Source organism: Marinobacter guineae (genome assembly GCF_002744735.1).
In the GTDB taxonomy this organism is placed as follows: Bacteria; Pseudomonadota; Gammaproteobacteria; order Pseudomonadales; family Oleiphilaceae; genus Marinobacter; species Marinobacter guineae.
On the sequence record NZ_KZ319339.1, the window covers coordinates 560,362 to 576,896 of the forward strand.

16 protein-coding genes are annotated in these 16,535 nt (G+C 58.5%); 4 read left to right on the forward strand and 12 right to left on the reverse strand.

Going from position 1 to position 16,535, the window contains the following annotated elements; genetic code table 11:
• Positions 1-23: 23 nt before the first annotated feature.
• The 6 genes from CLH62_RS02575 to CLH62_RS02600 form a co-directional block, all read right to left on the reverse strand.
• Complete coding sequence (locus tag CLH62_RS02575; protein WP_099616580.1) at positions 24-629, reverse strand: DUF2238 domain-containing protein; 606 nt, start codon at positions 627-629, stop codon at positions 24-26.
• A gap of 21 nt (positions 630-650) precedes the next feature.
• Positions 651-2,402, reverse strand: coding sequence for an N-acyl-D-amino-acid deacylase family protein (locus CLH62_RS02580; RefSeq protein WP_099616581.1), 1,752 nt, complete (start codon positions 2,400-2,402; stop codon positions 651-653).
• 134 nt (positions 2,403-2,536) lie between these two features.
• The gene (locus CLH62_RS02585; RefSeq protein ID WP_099616582.1) at positions 2,537-3,742 is read right to left on the reverse strand and encodes an efflux RND transporter periplasmic adaptor subunit; all 1,206 of its coding nucleotides are present in this window, start codon (positions 3,740-3,742) and stop codon (positions 2,537-2,539) included.
• Between the two features lie 32 nt (positions 3,743-3,774).
• Complete coding sequence (locus tag CLH62_RS02590; protein WP_099616583.1) at positions 3,775-6,156, reverse strand: ABC transporter permease; 2,382 nt, start codon at positions 6,154-6,156, stop codon at positions 3,775-3,777.
• Positions 6,157-6,177: 21 nt separating this feature from the next.
• Positions 6,178-6,888: an ABC transporter ATP-binding protein gene (locus CLH62_RS02595; RefSeq protein ID WP_228152752.1), complete on the reverse strand. Its 711-nt coding sequence runs from the start codon at positions 6,886-6,888 to the stop codon at positions 6,178-6,180.
• A 29-nt stretch (positions 6,889-6,917) separates the two neighbouring features.
• The gene (locus CLH62_RS02600; protein WP_099616585.1) at positions 6,918-7,238 is read right to left on the reverse strand and encodes a TraR/DksA family transcriptional regulator; all 321 of its coding nucleotides are present in this window, start codon (positions 7,236-7,238) and stop codon (positions 6,918-6,920) included.
• Between the two features lie 153 nt (positions 7,239-7,391).
• Here CLH62_RS02600 and CLH62_RS02605 point away from each other — a divergent pair, with 153 nt between their 5' ends.
• The 4 genes from CLH62_RS02605 (at position 7,392) to CLH62_RS02620 (ending at position 12,759) form a co-directional block, all read left to right on the forward strand.
• Positions 7,392-7,724, forward strand: a complete 333-nt coding sequence (locus tag CLH62_RS02605) for a phasin family protein (RefSeq protein WP_099616586.1) — start codon at positions 7,392-7,394, stop codon at positions 7,722-7,724.
• Between the two features lie 9 nt (positions 7,725-7,733).
• Positions 7,734-9,536, forward strand: coding sequence for a PHA/PHB synthase family protein (locus CLH62_RS02610; RefSeq protein ID WP_099616587.1), 1,803 nt, complete (start codon positions 7,734-7,736; stop codon positions 9,534-9,536).
• Between the two features lie 70 nt (positions 9,537-9,606).
• The gene (locus CLH62_RS02615) at positions 9,607-11,331 is read left to right on the forward strand and encodes a diguanylate cyclase domain-containing protein (RefSeq protein WP_099616588.1); all 1,725 of its coding nucleotides are present in this window, start codon (positions 9,607-9,609) and stop codon (positions 11,329-11,331) included.
• A gap of 63 nt (positions 11,332-11,394) precedes the next feature.
• The gene (locus CLH62_RS02620; RefSeq protein ID WP_099616589.1) at positions 11,395-12,759 is read left to right on the forward strand and encodes a sodium:solute symporter family transporter; all 1,365 of its coding nucleotides are present in this window, start codon (positions 11,395-11,397) and stop codon (positions 12,757-12,759) included.
• 24 nt (positions 12,760-12,783) lie between these two features.
• Here the strand turns inward: CLH62_RS02620 and CLH62_RS02625 are convergent, their stop codons facing one another.
• From CLH62_RS02625 to CLH62_RS02650, 6 genes are all read right to left on the reverse strand, one after another.
• Complete coding sequence (locus tag CLH62_RS02625) at positions 12,784-13,788, reverse strand: AgmX/PglI C-terminal domain-containing protein (RefSeq protein WP_211285633.1); 1,005 nt, start codon at positions 13,786-13,788, stop codon at positions 12,784-12,786.
• A 5-nt stretch (positions 13,789-13,793) separates the two neighbouring features.
• A complete protein-coding gene (locus CLH62_RS02630) occupies positions 13,794-14,294 on the reverse strand; it encodes an ExbD/TolR family protein (RefSeq protein WP_099616591.1) in 501 nt (166 codons plus the stop codon).
• Positions 14,291-14,803 carry an ExbD/TolR family protein gene (locus CLH62_RS02635; protein WP_099616592.1) on the reverse strand — a complete coding sequence of 171 codons (513 nt, stop codon included), beginning with the start codon at positions 14,801-14,803 and terminating at the stop codon, positions 14,291-14,293. The genes CLH62_RS02630 and CLH62_RS02635 overlap by 4 nt, the downstream gene beginning before the upstream one ends.
• 25 nt (positions 14,804-14,828) lie before the next feature.
• Positions 14,829-15,536, reverse strand: a complete 708-nt coding sequence (locus CLH62_RS02640; protein ID WP_099616593.1) for a MotA/TolQ/ExbB proton channel family protein — start codon at positions 15,534-15,536, stop codon at positions 14,829-14,831.
• Positions 15,537-15,674: 138 nt separating this feature from the next.
• Positions 15,675-15,980: a hypothetical protein gene (locus tag CLH62_RS02645; RefSeq protein WP_099616594.1), complete on the reverse strand. Its 306-nt coding sequence runs from the start codon at positions 15,978-15,980 to the stop codon at positions 15,675-15,677.
• Between the two features lie 15 nt (positions 15,981-15,995).
• The gene (locus CLH62_RS02650; protein WP_228152753.1) at positions 15,996-16,529 is read right to left on the reverse strand and encodes a tetratricopeptide repeat protein; all 534 of its coding nucleotides are present in this window, start codon (positions 16,527-16,529) and stop codon (positions 15,996-15,998) included.
• Positions 16,530-16,535 lie beyond the last annotated feature (6 nt).

Here is a 16,535-nt window from a genome sequence, read left to right on the forward strand (position 1 = left end):
TGAAACTTGTGACGATCACGGCCTTACAGACCTTGCAATTGACGATCATGAACACGACCGAGCAGAATCAGGGCGAGAATAGCACCGGATAACGCCCAGGCCATATCCGACTGGGTATCCCAAACATAGCCCTGGGTGCCCAGAAACGCTTCTGCCGCCTCATCACTCAACAGGGCAACCCACCATTCAATCAGTTCGTAGAAGGCACTCACGGCCAGACAGAAACAGACGATAAAAAACGAACGCCAGCCGCGGCGGGCAAAGACACCGAACCGTATCACCAGTTCCCGGGCAATGATCGCAGGCACGAAGCCCTGGGCCAGGTGCCCCAGTTTATCGTAGTTGTTGCGCTCCCAGCCAAACCAGTCCCGGAACCAGTCGAATAACGGCACTTCGGCATAGGTGTAGTGACCGCCGACCATCAGGATAATGGCATGCACCAGGATCAGCTGGTACACCAGCGGCGTCAGTGGATACCGGAAAAAGCACCAGACAACCAGACCAAACCCAATGGCCGCCGGCAACACCTCCAGCACCCAGGTTGCCCGGTCCTTGGGCTCGATGCCAGACCACAGAAACACCGACAGAAATACGGCTACCCAGGCCATAGGTGCCAGTTTATTGCTCATCCTCTCACTCCAGTTTTCGGATCATCTAGCAGTGGCGCCGGCACGGAGAAAGCAACCATACCCCGGCTGCTTACCGAGCTCCTCCTCCGGTTCGCCATTGGTTATTGCCGCTTGTCCATTGATCAGTACGTGTTTAACACAACCGGGCACCCGGTTGACCATCCGTTCAAGGCCAAAATTCTCCATTTCCGCCCATTCCACCTGCTCCAGATCCTGATCCAGGCCGCCAGGGTCCAGCACGGTGATATCCGCCCGATCCCCCTCCCGGATGTGGCCTGCGTCAACCCCAAACCAGTCCGCCTGTTCCCCGGTCAGGCGATGGACCGCCCGCTCCAGAGACATAATAGGCTCACCCTCTCCATAACTCTCATGAACCAGCTTGAGGAACCGCAACGGAAGATTATAGAACGCCATATTGCGGATATGAGCGCCGGCATCGGAAAAGGTGATCAGGGCAGCGGGATTGGTGACCATTTTCCGCAGCCGGTCCTTTCTGTGATTGCCGACGGTGGTAAACCAGCGCAGTGAGCAACCGTGTTCAACCACCATATCCAGGAAGAAGTCGACGACGTGAATGCCCCGATCAGCCGCCAGTTCGGCAAAATTACGGCCGACAACGCGTTTATCGGGACAGTCCAGAATAACCGCGTCACCAAAGTCTCGCTGCCACACTCTGGGCGAGAGCTTTTCCCTGTAGAATTTCCGGAACTTGCGCCGGTACTGTTCATCCTTCAACAGCTCATTCCTTTCAAGCTGATCGCGAATATCGAGCGCCATCTCACCCGCACCGAACTCTTCGAACAGCACGATATCCATACCGTCAGCGTAAACCGTGAACGGAGTCGGCAACAGCTGCCAGCGAAAATTACCGCCAAAGCTGTTGGCGAGCCATGCCACCAGACTCGCCATAGGCTTCACCGTGGGATTGCCTTTGAGGTCAATCATGGCGATCAATGTTGTTTTGAGGGGTTTGCGCAACCAGCCGAAGGTCTCTTTAAGGTATTGCGTAACCTGCAGTGGGTTGGCGGCATTCGGTGCGCCCTGATGCACTCGCCCGTATCGGCGAAGGAGGCGGTTCAGCCGACTTACCTCACGCCATCTGGCATAGGTACTGGGCAGGCTCTTGGACCACTCCCGGTCACCATCGACCTTATCCCACTTCAGGCACATGGTGGATAACCCCAGAAACCCTTCCTGCAGGGCCTCCTCAAGCAATGCCTCCATTCGCGCCTGCTCTTCGGCCGTTGGGCTTACAGTCCGGTCCGTTGCCCGCTGAAGACCCATCACGGCCGTTCGCAGGTCGCTATGGCCAAGAAAACTGATCACATTGGGCCCGAGCGGATGTTGGTCCATAAAGGCCACCCACTCCCTGGGCGTGGTCCAGGATTTGTAGTGTTTCAGGATAGGCAGCACTTTTTCCCGGGGCACCGTCTCCACCCGGGTAAAAATATCTGAGGCGTCTTCCGGGTCTGCGCACACCATGCTCAGGGAGCAGCTGCCGATAAGCACGGTGGTGACACCATGACGCACGGACTCGGACAAGGAAGGCGCAACCAGCAGTTCGGCATCGTAGTGGGTATGGGTATCCAGAAAACCCGGCGTCACCCAGCAGCCCCGGGCATCAATCACCCGCTTTGCCTGGCCAGGGTCCGGTTCCTCTTCACATACCCGGGCGACCCGCCCGTCTTTTATCGCAACATGAGCAATGCGGGAAGGGCCGCCGGTTCCATCGAAATAGCGGCCGCCGGTAATGAGGGTATCGTATCGGGTCACCTTGCCGGACTCCTTTTTCTTGTTTTGATCGGTGTTCGCGCAATCAGTCTAGCCAGTAAAACGTGATATGTCCTCTCGTTTCGCCACTGGGATCAGGCCAAAAAGGCCGTAACTACCCGGTTCTGTCCCGGCCATCATCGGACTCTCACCCGACTGCCATCCTCCAGCTGACGATCCGGATGACGGACCACCCGATCGCCTTCGCTCAGGCCATCAAGAATGACCGTGTGAAACCCATTGGTGCGGCCTGTTGAAATGGCTGTGAGCTCTGCCTGCTCGTCCACAACCTGGAATACCAGGCTCTGGCCATCCTTGCGGAAAATGGCGGACTCGGGGATCTGAAGCTCATCATCCGAGGTCCAGAGCACGAATTCCGCATCCACCCGATAGCCGTCTCCGAGAGTCTCCCAGGCTTCCAGGGGACTGGTGATATCCGCAACCACCTGTACCCGCCTTTCTTCCACACCAAGCGCGGAGACGTCCTCGAATCCCACAGGTTCAACCCGCCTTACTACCGCATCCAGAGTGCCACCACCCCAGCCCGTGAGACGCACAGGCACACCGGGACTTAGCTTGACAGCATCGAAACTCAGGACGTCAATGACTACCTCAAGGGCGCCCGGATCACCCAGCTCCAGAATGGCCTCGCCGGCGTGTATGACGCCTTCACTTTTGCGTACAACCCCCAGCACCGAACCATTGACCGGGGACCGGACCGGAACCCGTTCCACAGAGCCATTACCGGAAGCCCTGGCGGCAGAGACTTCAAGGCGGGTCCTGGCGGCCGCCAGCTCGTGTGCCATGACTTCTTCATCAAAACGGGCAGAGCGCAGGATAGCCTGAGCCCTGTCGGCCGCAGCCCTGGCCTGCTGCAAACGCTCTTCAGAGACAAAATGATCACCACTGAGCGCCTGCAGGCGGGCCAGTTCCCGTATCGCCAGATCCGCTTCCGCCTGGGCCGCTGCGACTTTCTGTCGGGTGGAATTCAATGCTGACCGGGCTGACTGAACCTTGGCCTCCGCCTCCGCCCGGCTACGGGCGTCCAGGGTGCTGGCGGGCATGGGATCCACTTCGGTGAGCAGTTCTCCGGGAATAACCGGATCACCCACCTCCAGAATCACCCGATGGAGATAACCCGCCACCGGGGACGACACCACATACCGGTCCCGAACCCGGGTTCTGCCCTCCTCCCTGATGGTTATTTCCATTGGTCCGCGGCTCACCGTTGCCAGATCCACCCACACCGGATCCGGGCGAACCGTGAACACGAGTGCGGCAATGGCAAGCAGCACGAATATGCCCCAGAACAGCCATTTTCCTGCAAACCGTTTTGCTGCCATAGCGTCAATTCACTCCTTGTTTCCTGCAGCAACTATTCCCGTGTTTTCAGCACGGCCACCAGATCCAGCGCCTTCAGGCGCCACCACGCAATAACCCCTGAAGCAATCGCAGATACCACCACAACCAGCGCCGAAATGCCCAGGGTCTGGGACGTTATGGTCAGCGGAACCCGATAGAGCTCCGTTTGCATGGCCGTGACAATCAACAACGCCAGGCCCTGCCCGATTAACCACCCGAGCGGCACGCCCAGCAACAGCAACAGCGCCACCTCCCCCAACAATATATGCGCTACTTCGTTGTGGGTGTACCCGAGCACTCTGAGGCTTGCCAGCTCCCGGCCCTTCTCGGCGAGGGATATCCGGATTGTGTTGTAGACAACACCAAAGGCGATGATGCCGCCCATCAGGCTGTTGAAGAAGGTGAACGTCAGGAAGGTCCGGGCCAGCGTGTCATAAAAGCTGTCCAGCATGGCCTGACGAATACTCAGGCCAAGAACCCCGGGGGTTTCCCGGAGGCTGTCATAGACTTCCGCCGCTTTGGCGGGATCCAGGTTGATCATGGCCTGGTTGATCAGGGGCCCATCACCCAGGGCCCGGTTCAGGGCATCAAGGTTCATGTAGGCGCCCACGCCGAGAAACTCACTGGTAACCCCTGCGACAGGCACCAGTACCGTTCGCCGGTCGCCTTCAAGCAGCTCCAGCTGAAGGGTATCGCCGGGGTTCACCCCCAGTTCCCGGGCCAGATAATCCGTTAGCAGAAGTCCCTCGCCCGGAAGCCTTACTCGCTCCAGGTTGCTGTCGACAACAAACTGTAGCCGCGCGTCAGCGGGTATCCCGGTCACAGCACTACGCCATTCCCGGTGCCCGAACTTCAGGCGTGCAGGCACCGTGCGCCGGCCCTCAACGTAACGGATTCCCGGCTGGCGTTGCAGGCCGTAGAGGGCTGCACTGTTCACCGGATCGATAAACGTGGTGGCCAGATCCTGTTGTTGGACCCGGGCAAACTGGGTATGCACCATCAATGACACCGAATCAAACTGGAAATTACCAACCATGACAATGGCCGTGGCCATGGCGACTCCACTCATGGAGAGCAGTGTCCGTGCAGGACGGCGGGAGAGTTGGCGCACGATCATTCGCGATGGCTGGGAGAAACGGACCCTCGAAAGCAGCTTTTCCGCCACGGTCACCCGGTATCTGGCAGGTCCCTCCGGCCTCATGGCCTCGGCAGGCGGCAAAGCCGCTGCCTGCCTGATGGCTTTCCAGGCACCGAGCCAGGCGACTGTGATGGTCAGTGCAGCCAGCAACACCAGCCAGAGGGGATTGATACGGAACAATAGCCCCGGAAACCGGTAGAAATCCATGTAGAGCTCGCCCAGCGCACGCCCCAGCCATAATCCCAGAACCAGCCCGAGCAACAACCCGATAGCCGCAATCACGATAACCAGTTTGCTGTAGTGCCAGGCGATCTGCCGGTTGCCATAACCAAAGGCCTTGAGCACCGCGATGATGTCCCGCTGGGTACTGATCAGCCGGCTAATCACCACATTCAGAAGGAACATGGCCACTCCCATAAAAATCAGGGGAAAAACCGTGGCCATGGTTTTCAGCTGGTTCAGTTCGTCGCTCAGGAAGCGGTGAGAAAACTGGTCATCCCGACCATAAGCTCCGGTCGCACCATAGCGAGCCAGCAACCGATCAAGAGCATCCGCCACGGAGGCAACCGAATAGCCCGGCCTGAGCGTAACCACCAGGCTGTTAAACGCACCCCCCATATCCATGGCGGCTTCCAGAGCCTCTGCGCTCATCCAGAGCACACCGTACCGCTGGTAATCGGGCAGCATGGCGCCGGGCGGAATCACGTAGATGAATTCCGGCGATTCGACAATGCCGGTCAGAACAAGCGCCTGTCGCCGGCCATTGATAATTCCATGAAACTGGTCGCCGAGCGACAGCTCATGGGCCTCGGCAAAACTCCCGATGACCGCAACTTCCTGGTTTCGGCCGGGGGCTGGAAGCCGTCCCTCCCGGATGAAGAGGCGATTGATATCCGGCTGGCCATCCGGGGGGATCGACACCAGCCGTGCCGAAACCGGATCCTTGAAACCGGGTATCTCCAGTTTGGCGCCCCCCTCCACGCGGCCTTCGTAACGGGCGACACCAGGCAGCTTTTCGATTTCTTGAAGAATATGGCGGGGCGCCCGTTTCAGGACGGAAAACACCTCTGCAAACTGGTGCTGCTCATAATACTGGGCCCGGGTTGCGAGCAGGGAGGAGTAATTCACCAACGACATGACACACACTGCGACGCCGCCGGCGATCACGAGGGCGATGGCGAGCACCTGGCCCCGCATCTGCCAGAGCTCCCGGCGTAGCTTTGTGTTCAAAACCGTGTTCAGTGCATTGCTGGCCATCGCGCTCACTTGTCCGGCTCGTTACCAGGACAGAGTCCGTGGATCCTGGCGCTGATCGTTACGGCGTTCGCCGCTGATATTGCCGTCGGAAAGCGTGATCACACGATCCCCCATACCGGCTATGGAAGCGTTGTGGGTAATGATAACGGTGGTGGTGCCCGTTTCCCGGTTCGCCTTTTCCAGCGCTTCGAGAACCAGCACGCCGGTAGCCGAATCGAGGGCCCCAGTCGGCTCATCGCAAAGCAGCACTTCCGGGCGCTTGGCAATGGCCCGGGCGATGGCAACGCGTTGCTGTTCGCCACCGGAAAGCTGTGCCGGAAAATGGTCAATGCGCGCCTTCAATCCAACCAGCTCAAGAGCCTCTTCGGGCAACATCGGATCGGACGCAATTTCGGTAACCGCAGCCACATTTTCCCGGGCAGTCAGGCTCGGAATCAGGTTGTAAAACTGGAACACGAAGCCAACATGCTCCCGGCGATAGCGGGTCAGTTCACGATCTCCGGCGGCGCTTAGGTCTATATCCCGGTAGCGAACCTCTCCGGAAGTCGGCACATCCAGCCCGCCGAGGATGTTAAGAAGGGTGGATTTTCCCGAACCGGAGGCCCCCAGCATCACGACCAGTTCGCCACGATACAGGTCCAGATCCACCCCCCGGAGGGCGAATACCTGGATCTCTCCCTGATCGTAGGTTTTGGTCAGCCCCCGGGTGTGAAAAACCGGTGGCTCTGCCATGGCTGCCGTCCCTGGTTCCATGCGGTCAGTCAGTCTTCAGCACAGTCAACGCACACGGTGGTATAGGGCAGCACCTGCAAGCGGCGCGGATCAATGGCTTCGCCACAGGATTCACATTCATCACCGATACCGTTCTCGATACGCTCAAGCGCACGTTCTATCTGCGCCAGTTCGGTACGGGTTTCTGTTTCGAGAGAATCAACCACTTCGTCGTTCTGGGTCTGGGTGGCCTGCTCCTCGAAATCCTTGTCCAGCGCACCGTCCTCCCGATGCTGATGTGCCTCATAACGGGAGAGTCTGGCTTTCAGGTCAGCTCGCAGTGTTTCCAGTTCCGATTTCCGGTCACTCATATTACGCCTCCTGGCTTTCCGGATGGCCCGGGATAAGCAAACGTCTACAGTAAAGCATAAGCTGAACCCGGGATTGATGCTTGTCAAAATTGCGTAATACTGACTGGGGCAAAATAAGGTTTCAATCAACCTGTATACAAGGGAGTTGTAGCAATGACTAATGACCTGTTTGACAAAGCCACGCGCCTGAATGAGACCCTGCTTGAGCAGTTCAGCAAGGCGGCGGAAATGCAGATGAATGCCTTCCGACGTTATGCAGATGTCACCATGGAGCAGGCAAGAAAAGTTTCTGAAGTGCGGGATCTGGAGGGTTTGAAGACCGTGACCGGAGACCAGGCCGAAACCCTCAAGTCCCTCAGCGAACAGTTCACTGCGGACTGGAAAGCCTGGCAGGACTACTTCAACGAAAGCCGTGAACAGTTCGGCAAGGTGTTTGAAAAAGCCCCTGAAGAAACCACAAAGCCCGGCCCGAAAGCCGCCAAGTAAAGGATTTTTATGTTCGGCCTGGATACGCTTGGGAAAGCCGTCAATCAGCTGGTCAACAGCTTTGAAACCAATGTCCGGCAGGGGCAGCAGCATTTGGAGACGCTGCTCGGGGATGCAGGCGTCATGGACGACGCGAAACTCTCTACCCTGACTGAAATGTCTGATGCCTACCGGACCATGGCTGAAGACCTGTTGCTGCATCCGCTCAGGTTTGCCGGTGCCGAGCTGGATTTGGCGCGCAAGCATATGGCACTGGGGTATTACACCCTTGCCCGGCTGGTTGGGAAGGACAAGCAACCGGTGGCTGAGCCTGAGCCCGATGACCGGCGTTTCCAGGCCGAAGACTGGCACCGGCATCTGCCCTTTGATGTCCTGCACCAGGCCTACCTCATCAATTCCAGGGCGTTCCTGAACTGGGTGGACGATATGGAAGGCGTGCCCCAGGCGGGGCGGGACCAGATGCTGTTCTACGGTCGGCAACTGACCAGTTTGCTCTCGCCGGCGAACTTTCCGGCAACCAATCCGGAAGTACTCAGGATTACCTGGGAGCGCAAGGGCATGAACCTGGTTGATGGCGGCCGCCAGCTGATCGAAGATCTGCGCCAGAATCCATCCCTGTTCAATGTCGGCATGACCGATCGCTCCGCCTTTGAGGTAGGCCGCAACCTGGCAACCACCCCGGGCAAGGTGGTCTTTCAGAATGAGCTGATGCAACTGATCCAGTATTCACCCACAACGGAAACCGTCAGCAAGCGGCCCTTGCTGATCGTTCCGCCATGGATCAACAAATATTACATTCTGGACCTGACCGCCCGGAACTCCTTTATCCAGTGGCTGGTGAACCAGGGCCAGACCGTGTTTATCATTTCCTGGCGTAACCCCGGCCCCTCGTTCCGCAACAAGGGCTGGGACGATTACATGCAACTGGGGCCTCTAGCCGCCATGGATGCGGTAACGGAGGCCACCGGCGAAGAACGGATGAATGTCATCGGCTACTGCATCGGTGGCACCCTGCTGGGCTCCACTCTCGCCTGGCTTAAGAAAAAGCAGCGCAATCCGGTGGTCAGTGCCACCTACCTGGCAACCCTGCTGGACTTCTCGGACCCGGGTGGCATCGGCGTGTTTATCAACGATCACTCCATCCGGGGTATTGAACGCATGCTGGAGCGCAAGGGTTACCTGGATGGCCGCGCCATGGCATTTACCTTCAACCCGCTCCGGGAAAACGAGCTGTTCTGGTCATTCTGGACCAACAACTACCTGAAGGGACAGAAGCCAGCAGCCTTTGACCTGCTCTACTGGAACACAGATGGCACCAACCTGCCGGCAAAGATGCACAGCTTCTATCTGCGGGAGATGTATTTGAACAACCGGCTGGTGGAGCCGGATTCACTGACCCTGGCCGGAGAAACCATCAACCTGTCCGCGATTGATGTGCCCTCCTTTTTCCTCTCGGCCCGACAGGACCATATTGCCAAGTGGAAATCCACCTACAAAGGGGCCCTGGCCCATGGCGGCGATGTTCGGTTTGTGCTCTCCGGTTCCGGCCATATCGCCGGTGTGATCAACCCACCATACAAAGAAAAATACGGCTACTGGACCAACGACACGCTGGTACCTGACGCAGATAACTGGTTCGAAGATTCAGAACATCATCCGGGGTCCTGGTGGCCACACTGGCTTGAATGGATTGCGCGCTTCTCTGGCGGAGACGTGCCGGCTCGCATCCCGGGCGAGGGGGCGGTGCCAGTGATTGAGAACGCGCCGGGAAGCTATGTGCGAGTCAAGGCGGCAGACGCGGCAAAATGTTAAACTAATAAGAGTATGTCCGGCATCTGAACGAGACGCCAAGCCAACAACAAGACAAAAAACAGGAGAGCCCATGGGGCGGCCGCTACCGATTTCCCGCATCATGCACAGCGGTCTCTTACTGCGCTGCCCGCCGCAGACCTCAATTGCTGATGCCGCAGCACGGATGGCCGAAAACTCGGTCAGTTCGATTCTGATCACCGAAAACGACCAGTTGATCGGTATCTGGACCGAGCGCGATGCACTGACTGTGGACTTTTCCAACCCAGACAGCTTTGAGCGCCCGATCAGCTCGGTTATGAGCTCTCCTGTGCTCACCCTTTCCTCCGACATGGATGCCGGGGAAGCGGCCCTGCGTTTTCGGGAAACCGGAAAACGCCACTTTCTGATCGTCGATGAGTCCGGCGCCCCTGTTGGCATTCTTTCCCAGACTGATCTTGCGCTGAACCAGGGTCTTGAACCCTATCTGCGCCTGCGCGAAGTAAGCACGGCCATCCCCCATCCCCCATTGGTTACCGATGGCAAGGTACCGCTCTCTGAAGTGGCGGCGATCATGCACCGGCACCAGGCAGATGCCGTAGTCGTGGATTGTCATGACGAGGGGCTGGGCATCCTCACCGAGCGGGATATTGTGCGGCTGATTGCCCGCAATACCGGCAACGCACTGGCCTCTGACCTGGCCACCCGGCCGCTGCTAACCGTCAGCGGGTCGGACCCGCTGATTCATGCCAGAGACCTGCTGATCAACCACCGGATCCGCCATCTGGCGGTAACCAACAGCCAGGGCGAGGTTATCGGGCTGATTGGCTACAACGACATGCTCGCCGGTGCCGAACAGATGTATCTGGACGATTTACGTGAAGCCCTTGAACAGAGGGACCGGGCGCTTGCCAAGTCGCGGCAGACACTCCAGCTGGCGGAGCGGGTAATTGAGTCGTCCTTCGAAGGCATCATGGTTACCGACAAGAACGTAAACATCGAGTTCGTTAACCCGGCGTTCACTCACCTCACGGGTTACAGCCAGGAAGAAGTCGTTGGCAAAACGCCGCAGGTTCTGTCCTCGGGACGACATGACCGCGAGTTCTACCAGCGGATGTGGAACTCGCTGGTCACCCATGGCTATTGGCGGGGCGAGATCTGGAACCGGCGCAAGAGCGGGGAGCTTTATCTTGAGCTGCTGACGATCACCGCTATCTCCGATGACGAAGGCAAAACCACCCACTACGCCGGCCTGTTTACCGACATTACCCAGAACCGGAAGAACGAGGAGCAGATCCGTCAGCTTGCCTACTATGACGCCCTCACCGGCATTCCCAATCGTCGGCTTCTTGAGGACCGGCTGGAGCACGCCATTCGCCACGCCCATCGCCGCTCATCCCTGCTGGCGGTCATGTTCATGGATCTGGACCATTTCAAGGCAGTGAATGACCGACTCGGCCACGCGGCCGGCGATGAACTCCTGATTCTGTTCACAAACCGTGTTCAGGGTTGCCTGCGTGAAGACGATACGCTGGCACGTCTTGGAGGGGATGAATTCATTGTCTTGCTGCCCGATCTGGAAAAAATTGAAGATGCCTTTCAGGTTGCTGACCGTTTGATTGCGCGGAACCAGGAAACCTACCGCATCAACGGGGAATGCCTGAAGGTGGGCTCCAGCATCGGAATAAGCCTTTATCCTCAAGACGGGGCGACGGCGTCGGAATTGCTGCAGGGTGCCGACATCGCGATGTACCGGGCCAAACAGGATGGACGAAATCTGTTCCGGCTGTTCAGCCCCGCCGTTGCCGAAGGCGCCTGATCTCGCCCCGCAATCCCCGTTGTGGCACTATTGCCCGCTGGATAACCGGCGGAGACCCACCCCATGTTCTACACCACCCTTGCGGCTATCGCGGCCGCGATGATTCTGTTTACCTGGCTCGGGCTCAGGGCCCGTCTTGCGGACGGCGGGCTGGACGATTACGTGACAGCACGCAACAGCCAGGGTGCCCGGGCCCTCGGGCTTTCGTTTCTGGCTTCCGGTATGGGGGGCTGGATTCTGTTCGCCCCGCCGGAGGTCGGCGCCCTGGTTGGGCCGCTGGCACTGGCAGGCTACGCACTCGGCGCCGCCCTGCCGTTTATTGTGTTCGCCTTCTGCGGGCCCGCGATCCGTCGTTTCCTGCCACAAGGCCGTAGCATCGGGGAGTTTGCCAACGCCTGTTACGGCAACGGGGTCCGTCATTACGTTTCCCTGATCTCGGTACTGTACATGCTCTGTTTCCTGACCGCCGAGCTCACCGCCGTAGGCGCGATCACCTCGCTCCTGTCCGGCATCAATGGCGGTATTGTGGTTGTTGGCGTTGCGATAACCACATTGATTTACACGGCCGTAGGTGGCCTCCGTGCGAGCATCGTAACGGATCAGTGGCAGGCGCTCCTGCTCATCGGCCTGCTGGCCATTGTCAGCGTGGTGGCCATCGGCAAACTGCCTGATGCGGCACCGGCCGCACTCCCGGATATTCCGGCGACCGCTGCCCTCAGTGTTGCCCTGACGCTGGTGATTGCGGTAACCGCTGCCAACCTGTTTCACCAGGGATACTGGCAAAGGTTATGGTCGGCCCGTGACACTGATGCCCTCAGCCGGGGGGCACTGCTGGGAGGTGTGGTCACCATCGGTGTAGTTGCTGTCGTTGGCGGGCTTGGGATCCTGGCCGCCATGAGCGGCGCCGACCTTGGCAACCCTCCGATTCCGTTCTTTGCATTGCTGGCCGATGCCCCAGCCTGGCTGGCTTTACCGGCTCTTATTCTGGCCATCACGCTGGTCGCTTCGTCGGTTGACACCCTGCAGAATGCGCTCGCATCCTTGGCGGTTACCGAAAAACAGGGCCTTTCGATTGTCAGTGCCCGATGGTTCACGGTGCTGCTGATGATTCCGGTGGTTCTAGTCGCGCTGCAAGGGATTTCCGTGCTGCGGCTGTTCCTGATCGCCGACCTGCTGTGCGCTACAGCGGTGTTGCCTGTACTGATGGGACTGTGGGGGAAAATGACCACTCGGGCGGCGATTCTGGGCTGTCTGGCAGGGCTTCTCGGGGCGATTCTGCCTGGATGGATTTCCGGAGGCAGTTTGATGGCTGGCCTGGAAGCTGCGAGTTTCCCAGGCAGCATTCCAACCCTGATGCCATTCGTTGGTGCCCTTGCAGGCTCTGGTTTGGTTAGTCTCGCAACCGCAGTTGCGACCCCGAAACGCTAGGAAGACGCTTTGCTGTCCAGTTATTTAACTGGACAGCAATTCGATCGGGTATCTGATTTTGGTTTGGTCGACCCCCGGCCGCGCCCCAAAATCCACTAGCCTCAAACGGTTACAGATCTTGCTCTCCAGCGCCGGCTCATTCAGCGTGGATTCCACCACTGAGCAACTGGATACCGCTCCGTTGGGCTCAATGACCAGCTCCGGCGTGATACTCCCCTGAAGCGAAGGCTTCCGTCGCAGCTCCCGGTTGTAGATGCTGTATATCGCGGACTTGTTGGCGTCCATGGTCCGACGCAACTCTTCCTTGCTCCGGGTTCGGGCGGCGGTTTCATGCTGCTCCTTGCGGGCCGCCTCTTTGACTTCAGCAACCCGTTCGGCTTCTGCAACTTCCGCGCGCTGGCGCTCAGCCAGAGCGACCTGACCGGCCTCCCGATTGAGCACCTCCTCGTTTACGCCACTGCTCTTCGCACTCGCGGTAGCGCGGGAGGCCAGCGTATCACCGGTTTTGCGAGCAATAGGCTCAGCTGTATTGGCAACCGGGCCATCCAGCTTGACCGACTCCGCCAGCGAGCTGAGTTTTTTGAGTTCGCTCCCCATTGCCAGAATACCGGTATTCTTTGCCTTTTCCCGCGCCTTGGCGACCTCCTCGGGCTTGGGTTCCGGCTTTGGCTCTGGTTTTTCCGCTACCTGTGGTTCAGGCTCCGGCTCCGGTTCCGCAACCTCCGGTTCGGGGACGGGCTCCGGTTTTGGTTCAGGCTTCGCCTGCTCCACCGGCTTTTCCTCAGGCTTTGGAGGCTCGGGCTCAGGTTCAGGCAGTACCGGTTTTGGCGGCTCTTTCTTCTCAATGATCAGTTTCGCCAGCTGGGGTGGCAAAGCTTCCTGTTCCTGCCTGTCCAGCTCAGGCAGTTCTATCCAGCTGACATAGCCTGCGAACGCGAGGAACAGCGGCACCACCACAACGGCTGCAGCCAGCAGTCGCTTCCGCTCGCCGCGCTCCTGATTCCAGGGTAATCCGTACCGGTAATCCATAATGATCAGGCTCCCTGTTCCGTACGCTGATTAACCGCCAGGGAAATGCTGGCGTAACCGGCGTCCACACAGGTGGACATGATTTTCTTGAGCAGCTCGTAAGGCAGTTCCCGGTCCGCAAGAATAGTAATGGGTCGACCTTCATCCGGTGCTGGCGCCGACGAACGGCTGGCCTGGTAGTCCAGCTCCTGTTTCAGGGAGGGCTCAACCTGCCCGTCGAAGGTCTGGAGGGCGACACGTTTCACCACCAGTCGACCGTTAACCAGAATATCCCTGTCGGTGACGGTCAATGCCAGCACATCACCCGGGGGTTGCTGGGCGGTAGAATCGGGCAATTTAATGGCGTTGTTCTGGTTCAGTACCTGTACGTCGGACGAGGAGTTCACCATCAGGAAGAACACCAGGATGGTGAAAATATCCATTAGCGACACCAGGTTCATCTTTCCCTGGCTCTTGTTACGCCGGTAGTGACGCTTCAAACGACGGGCTTTGGCGGACTCTTTCATGAGCTCACCTCCGCGGATCCCGAGGTCTGGGCAGGCGCATCACCGAGTGAGATCTCCGGGAACAGTTCTGCTTCAACAACACTGCCAGCCACAACGGCTTCGTAGGAGCGCACCGTGTCCATCACGGAGACCAGGGACTGATACGACGTCTGCCGGGACGGCATGATGATCACATCCTTCTTGTCCGGCACCCGACTCTTGATCTCTTTCATGACATCCTTGAGCAGAGCGAAATCATACTCGCCCTCACGCCGGGGAATGCTCTTGATGACGCCGCCCTGGTTATCCGCAACGACTAGCCGATCTTCATAGATCACAACCTGGATCTGCAGTTCTTCAGCCTGCTCCGCCGAAAGGCTTTCACCGGTCGGGAAGTTCAGTTCCAGAACGCTGGTGTGGGCAAACACCATGTTCAGCAGCAGTACCGGCACCAGCACGATCATGAGGTTCATGAAGGGCGTGATGTCGAGATCGGCCTCACTTTGTAGGCGACGATGTTTCCGTCTCATGGCCTGACATCCTTTTGGCTGGTTATCAGGCCGGGGTACCGGCCGGTGTCGCTACCTGGGCCGCCCCTGGGACGGCATGGGCCTGCGGCTGCGCTGCAGACCGGTTTGCAGAGCCGTCACTGAGCAGGTTAAGCACCTTGATGCCGGCCATCTCGAAACTATCGACAATTTCATTGGTTTTGGTCTGCAACAGGGAGTGAACCAGCAGCATGGGAATGGCCGACATCAGGCCGAACGCGGTGGTGTTCATGGCCACCGAAATACTCTGGGAAAGAAGACTCGCCTTCTGGGCCGGATCCGCCGCAGCCACTGCGGTGAATGCCGCGATCAGGCCGATAATGGTACCCAGCAGGCCCAGCAGTGTGGCAATGTTGGCCAGGGTGGCCAGGTATTGCGTGCGTTTTTCCAGGCGGGGCATGACGTCCAGCAATCCCTCTTCCATCGCGTACTCGATTTCCTCACGGCCCTGACGACGTGCCAGGCGCTGCAGGCCAAAACCGATCATGGTCGACATGGCACTACCGGATTCCTGGGTGTAGTTCAGGGCTCCCTTGAGATCGCGTTTGGAAATCATCTGGTGCAGGCGGTTAAAGTCCCGGCGATTGGTGATTTTCTGGGCGGAGAGATAAACGTAGCGCTCAATGGCAACAATGAGTCCGATAATCAGCACAACCGCGATCGGAAACATAAAAAAGCCACCTTCCTGAAAAAAGCGAACGGCGGTATCAATCATTTTGTGGGCACTCCATGGTCCGGTTTTGAATCAGTCTATGCGCGACCCGCCCTGGAGAGAGTAAGTTCGCGAAAGTCTGTGTGAGGGTTTGTTTAATCTTGCGCAGGGACACACTCAGGATGCGACAGGCGTCACGCTCTATTCCCCGGCTGCTGACTGAGCCTGCCTGATGAACGCTTCGTGGTACTTGATAAACCGCTGGAACTCGTAGCGCTCCAGGGGCATGAGGCCCTGATCAACCATCAGGCGTTCTTCCGGCGCACGCAACTCGTCCACTTCCGGTGGCTGCCAGGGCACCAGATACATCACCGTCGGCACTTCCTGATCACCACGTATGCGCGTGCCTTCAATGGTCACAACGCCCGGGGCGCCCTGGGCGTATAGCAGGGGTGTCGTCGGCATCAGCGCGGAGACTGCGAGGGCGATCAGCGCGGGACGTTTCATATCACCTTTTCCACATCAGATTCTGTTTTTCGCATCGAAGATCCAGTCTTCCAGTCTCGGGTGCGGTTCGCTGGCAGCGGATTGATAACGCTCATAGAGTTCAACAGCATCCACAGGTTTACCCAGGTAGATATCAAGCAGGAAGGCCAGATTAAGGATCGCTGGTGCGTAATCCGGATCAACAGCCAGAGCCGCCCGATAATAGCGTTCCGCTTCGTCGAATTGTCCGGCGTTCCGGGCAATCACGCCCAGATGATTCAACGCCTGGACATGTTCGGGATTCACCGCCAGCACACGCTCAAACCATTGTTTCGCGGTATCGGTCTCTTCTACCTTGAAAGCAATGATGCCAAGGTTGGCCATGGGTCCGGACTTCTCGGGATAGTCCCTCGCCAGTTGCTCGAACCGGGCCTTGGCTTCGGCAAGGTCGCCCTGCTCCATAGCCTGGACCGCTTGGCTGAATGAGGCTTCAAGGACTGCCTGCTCGACTTGTTCCCCAGACTCTGGCGGCGTCGGGGCCGTCACGCATCCAGACAACGTAAGCATCATGAAAAG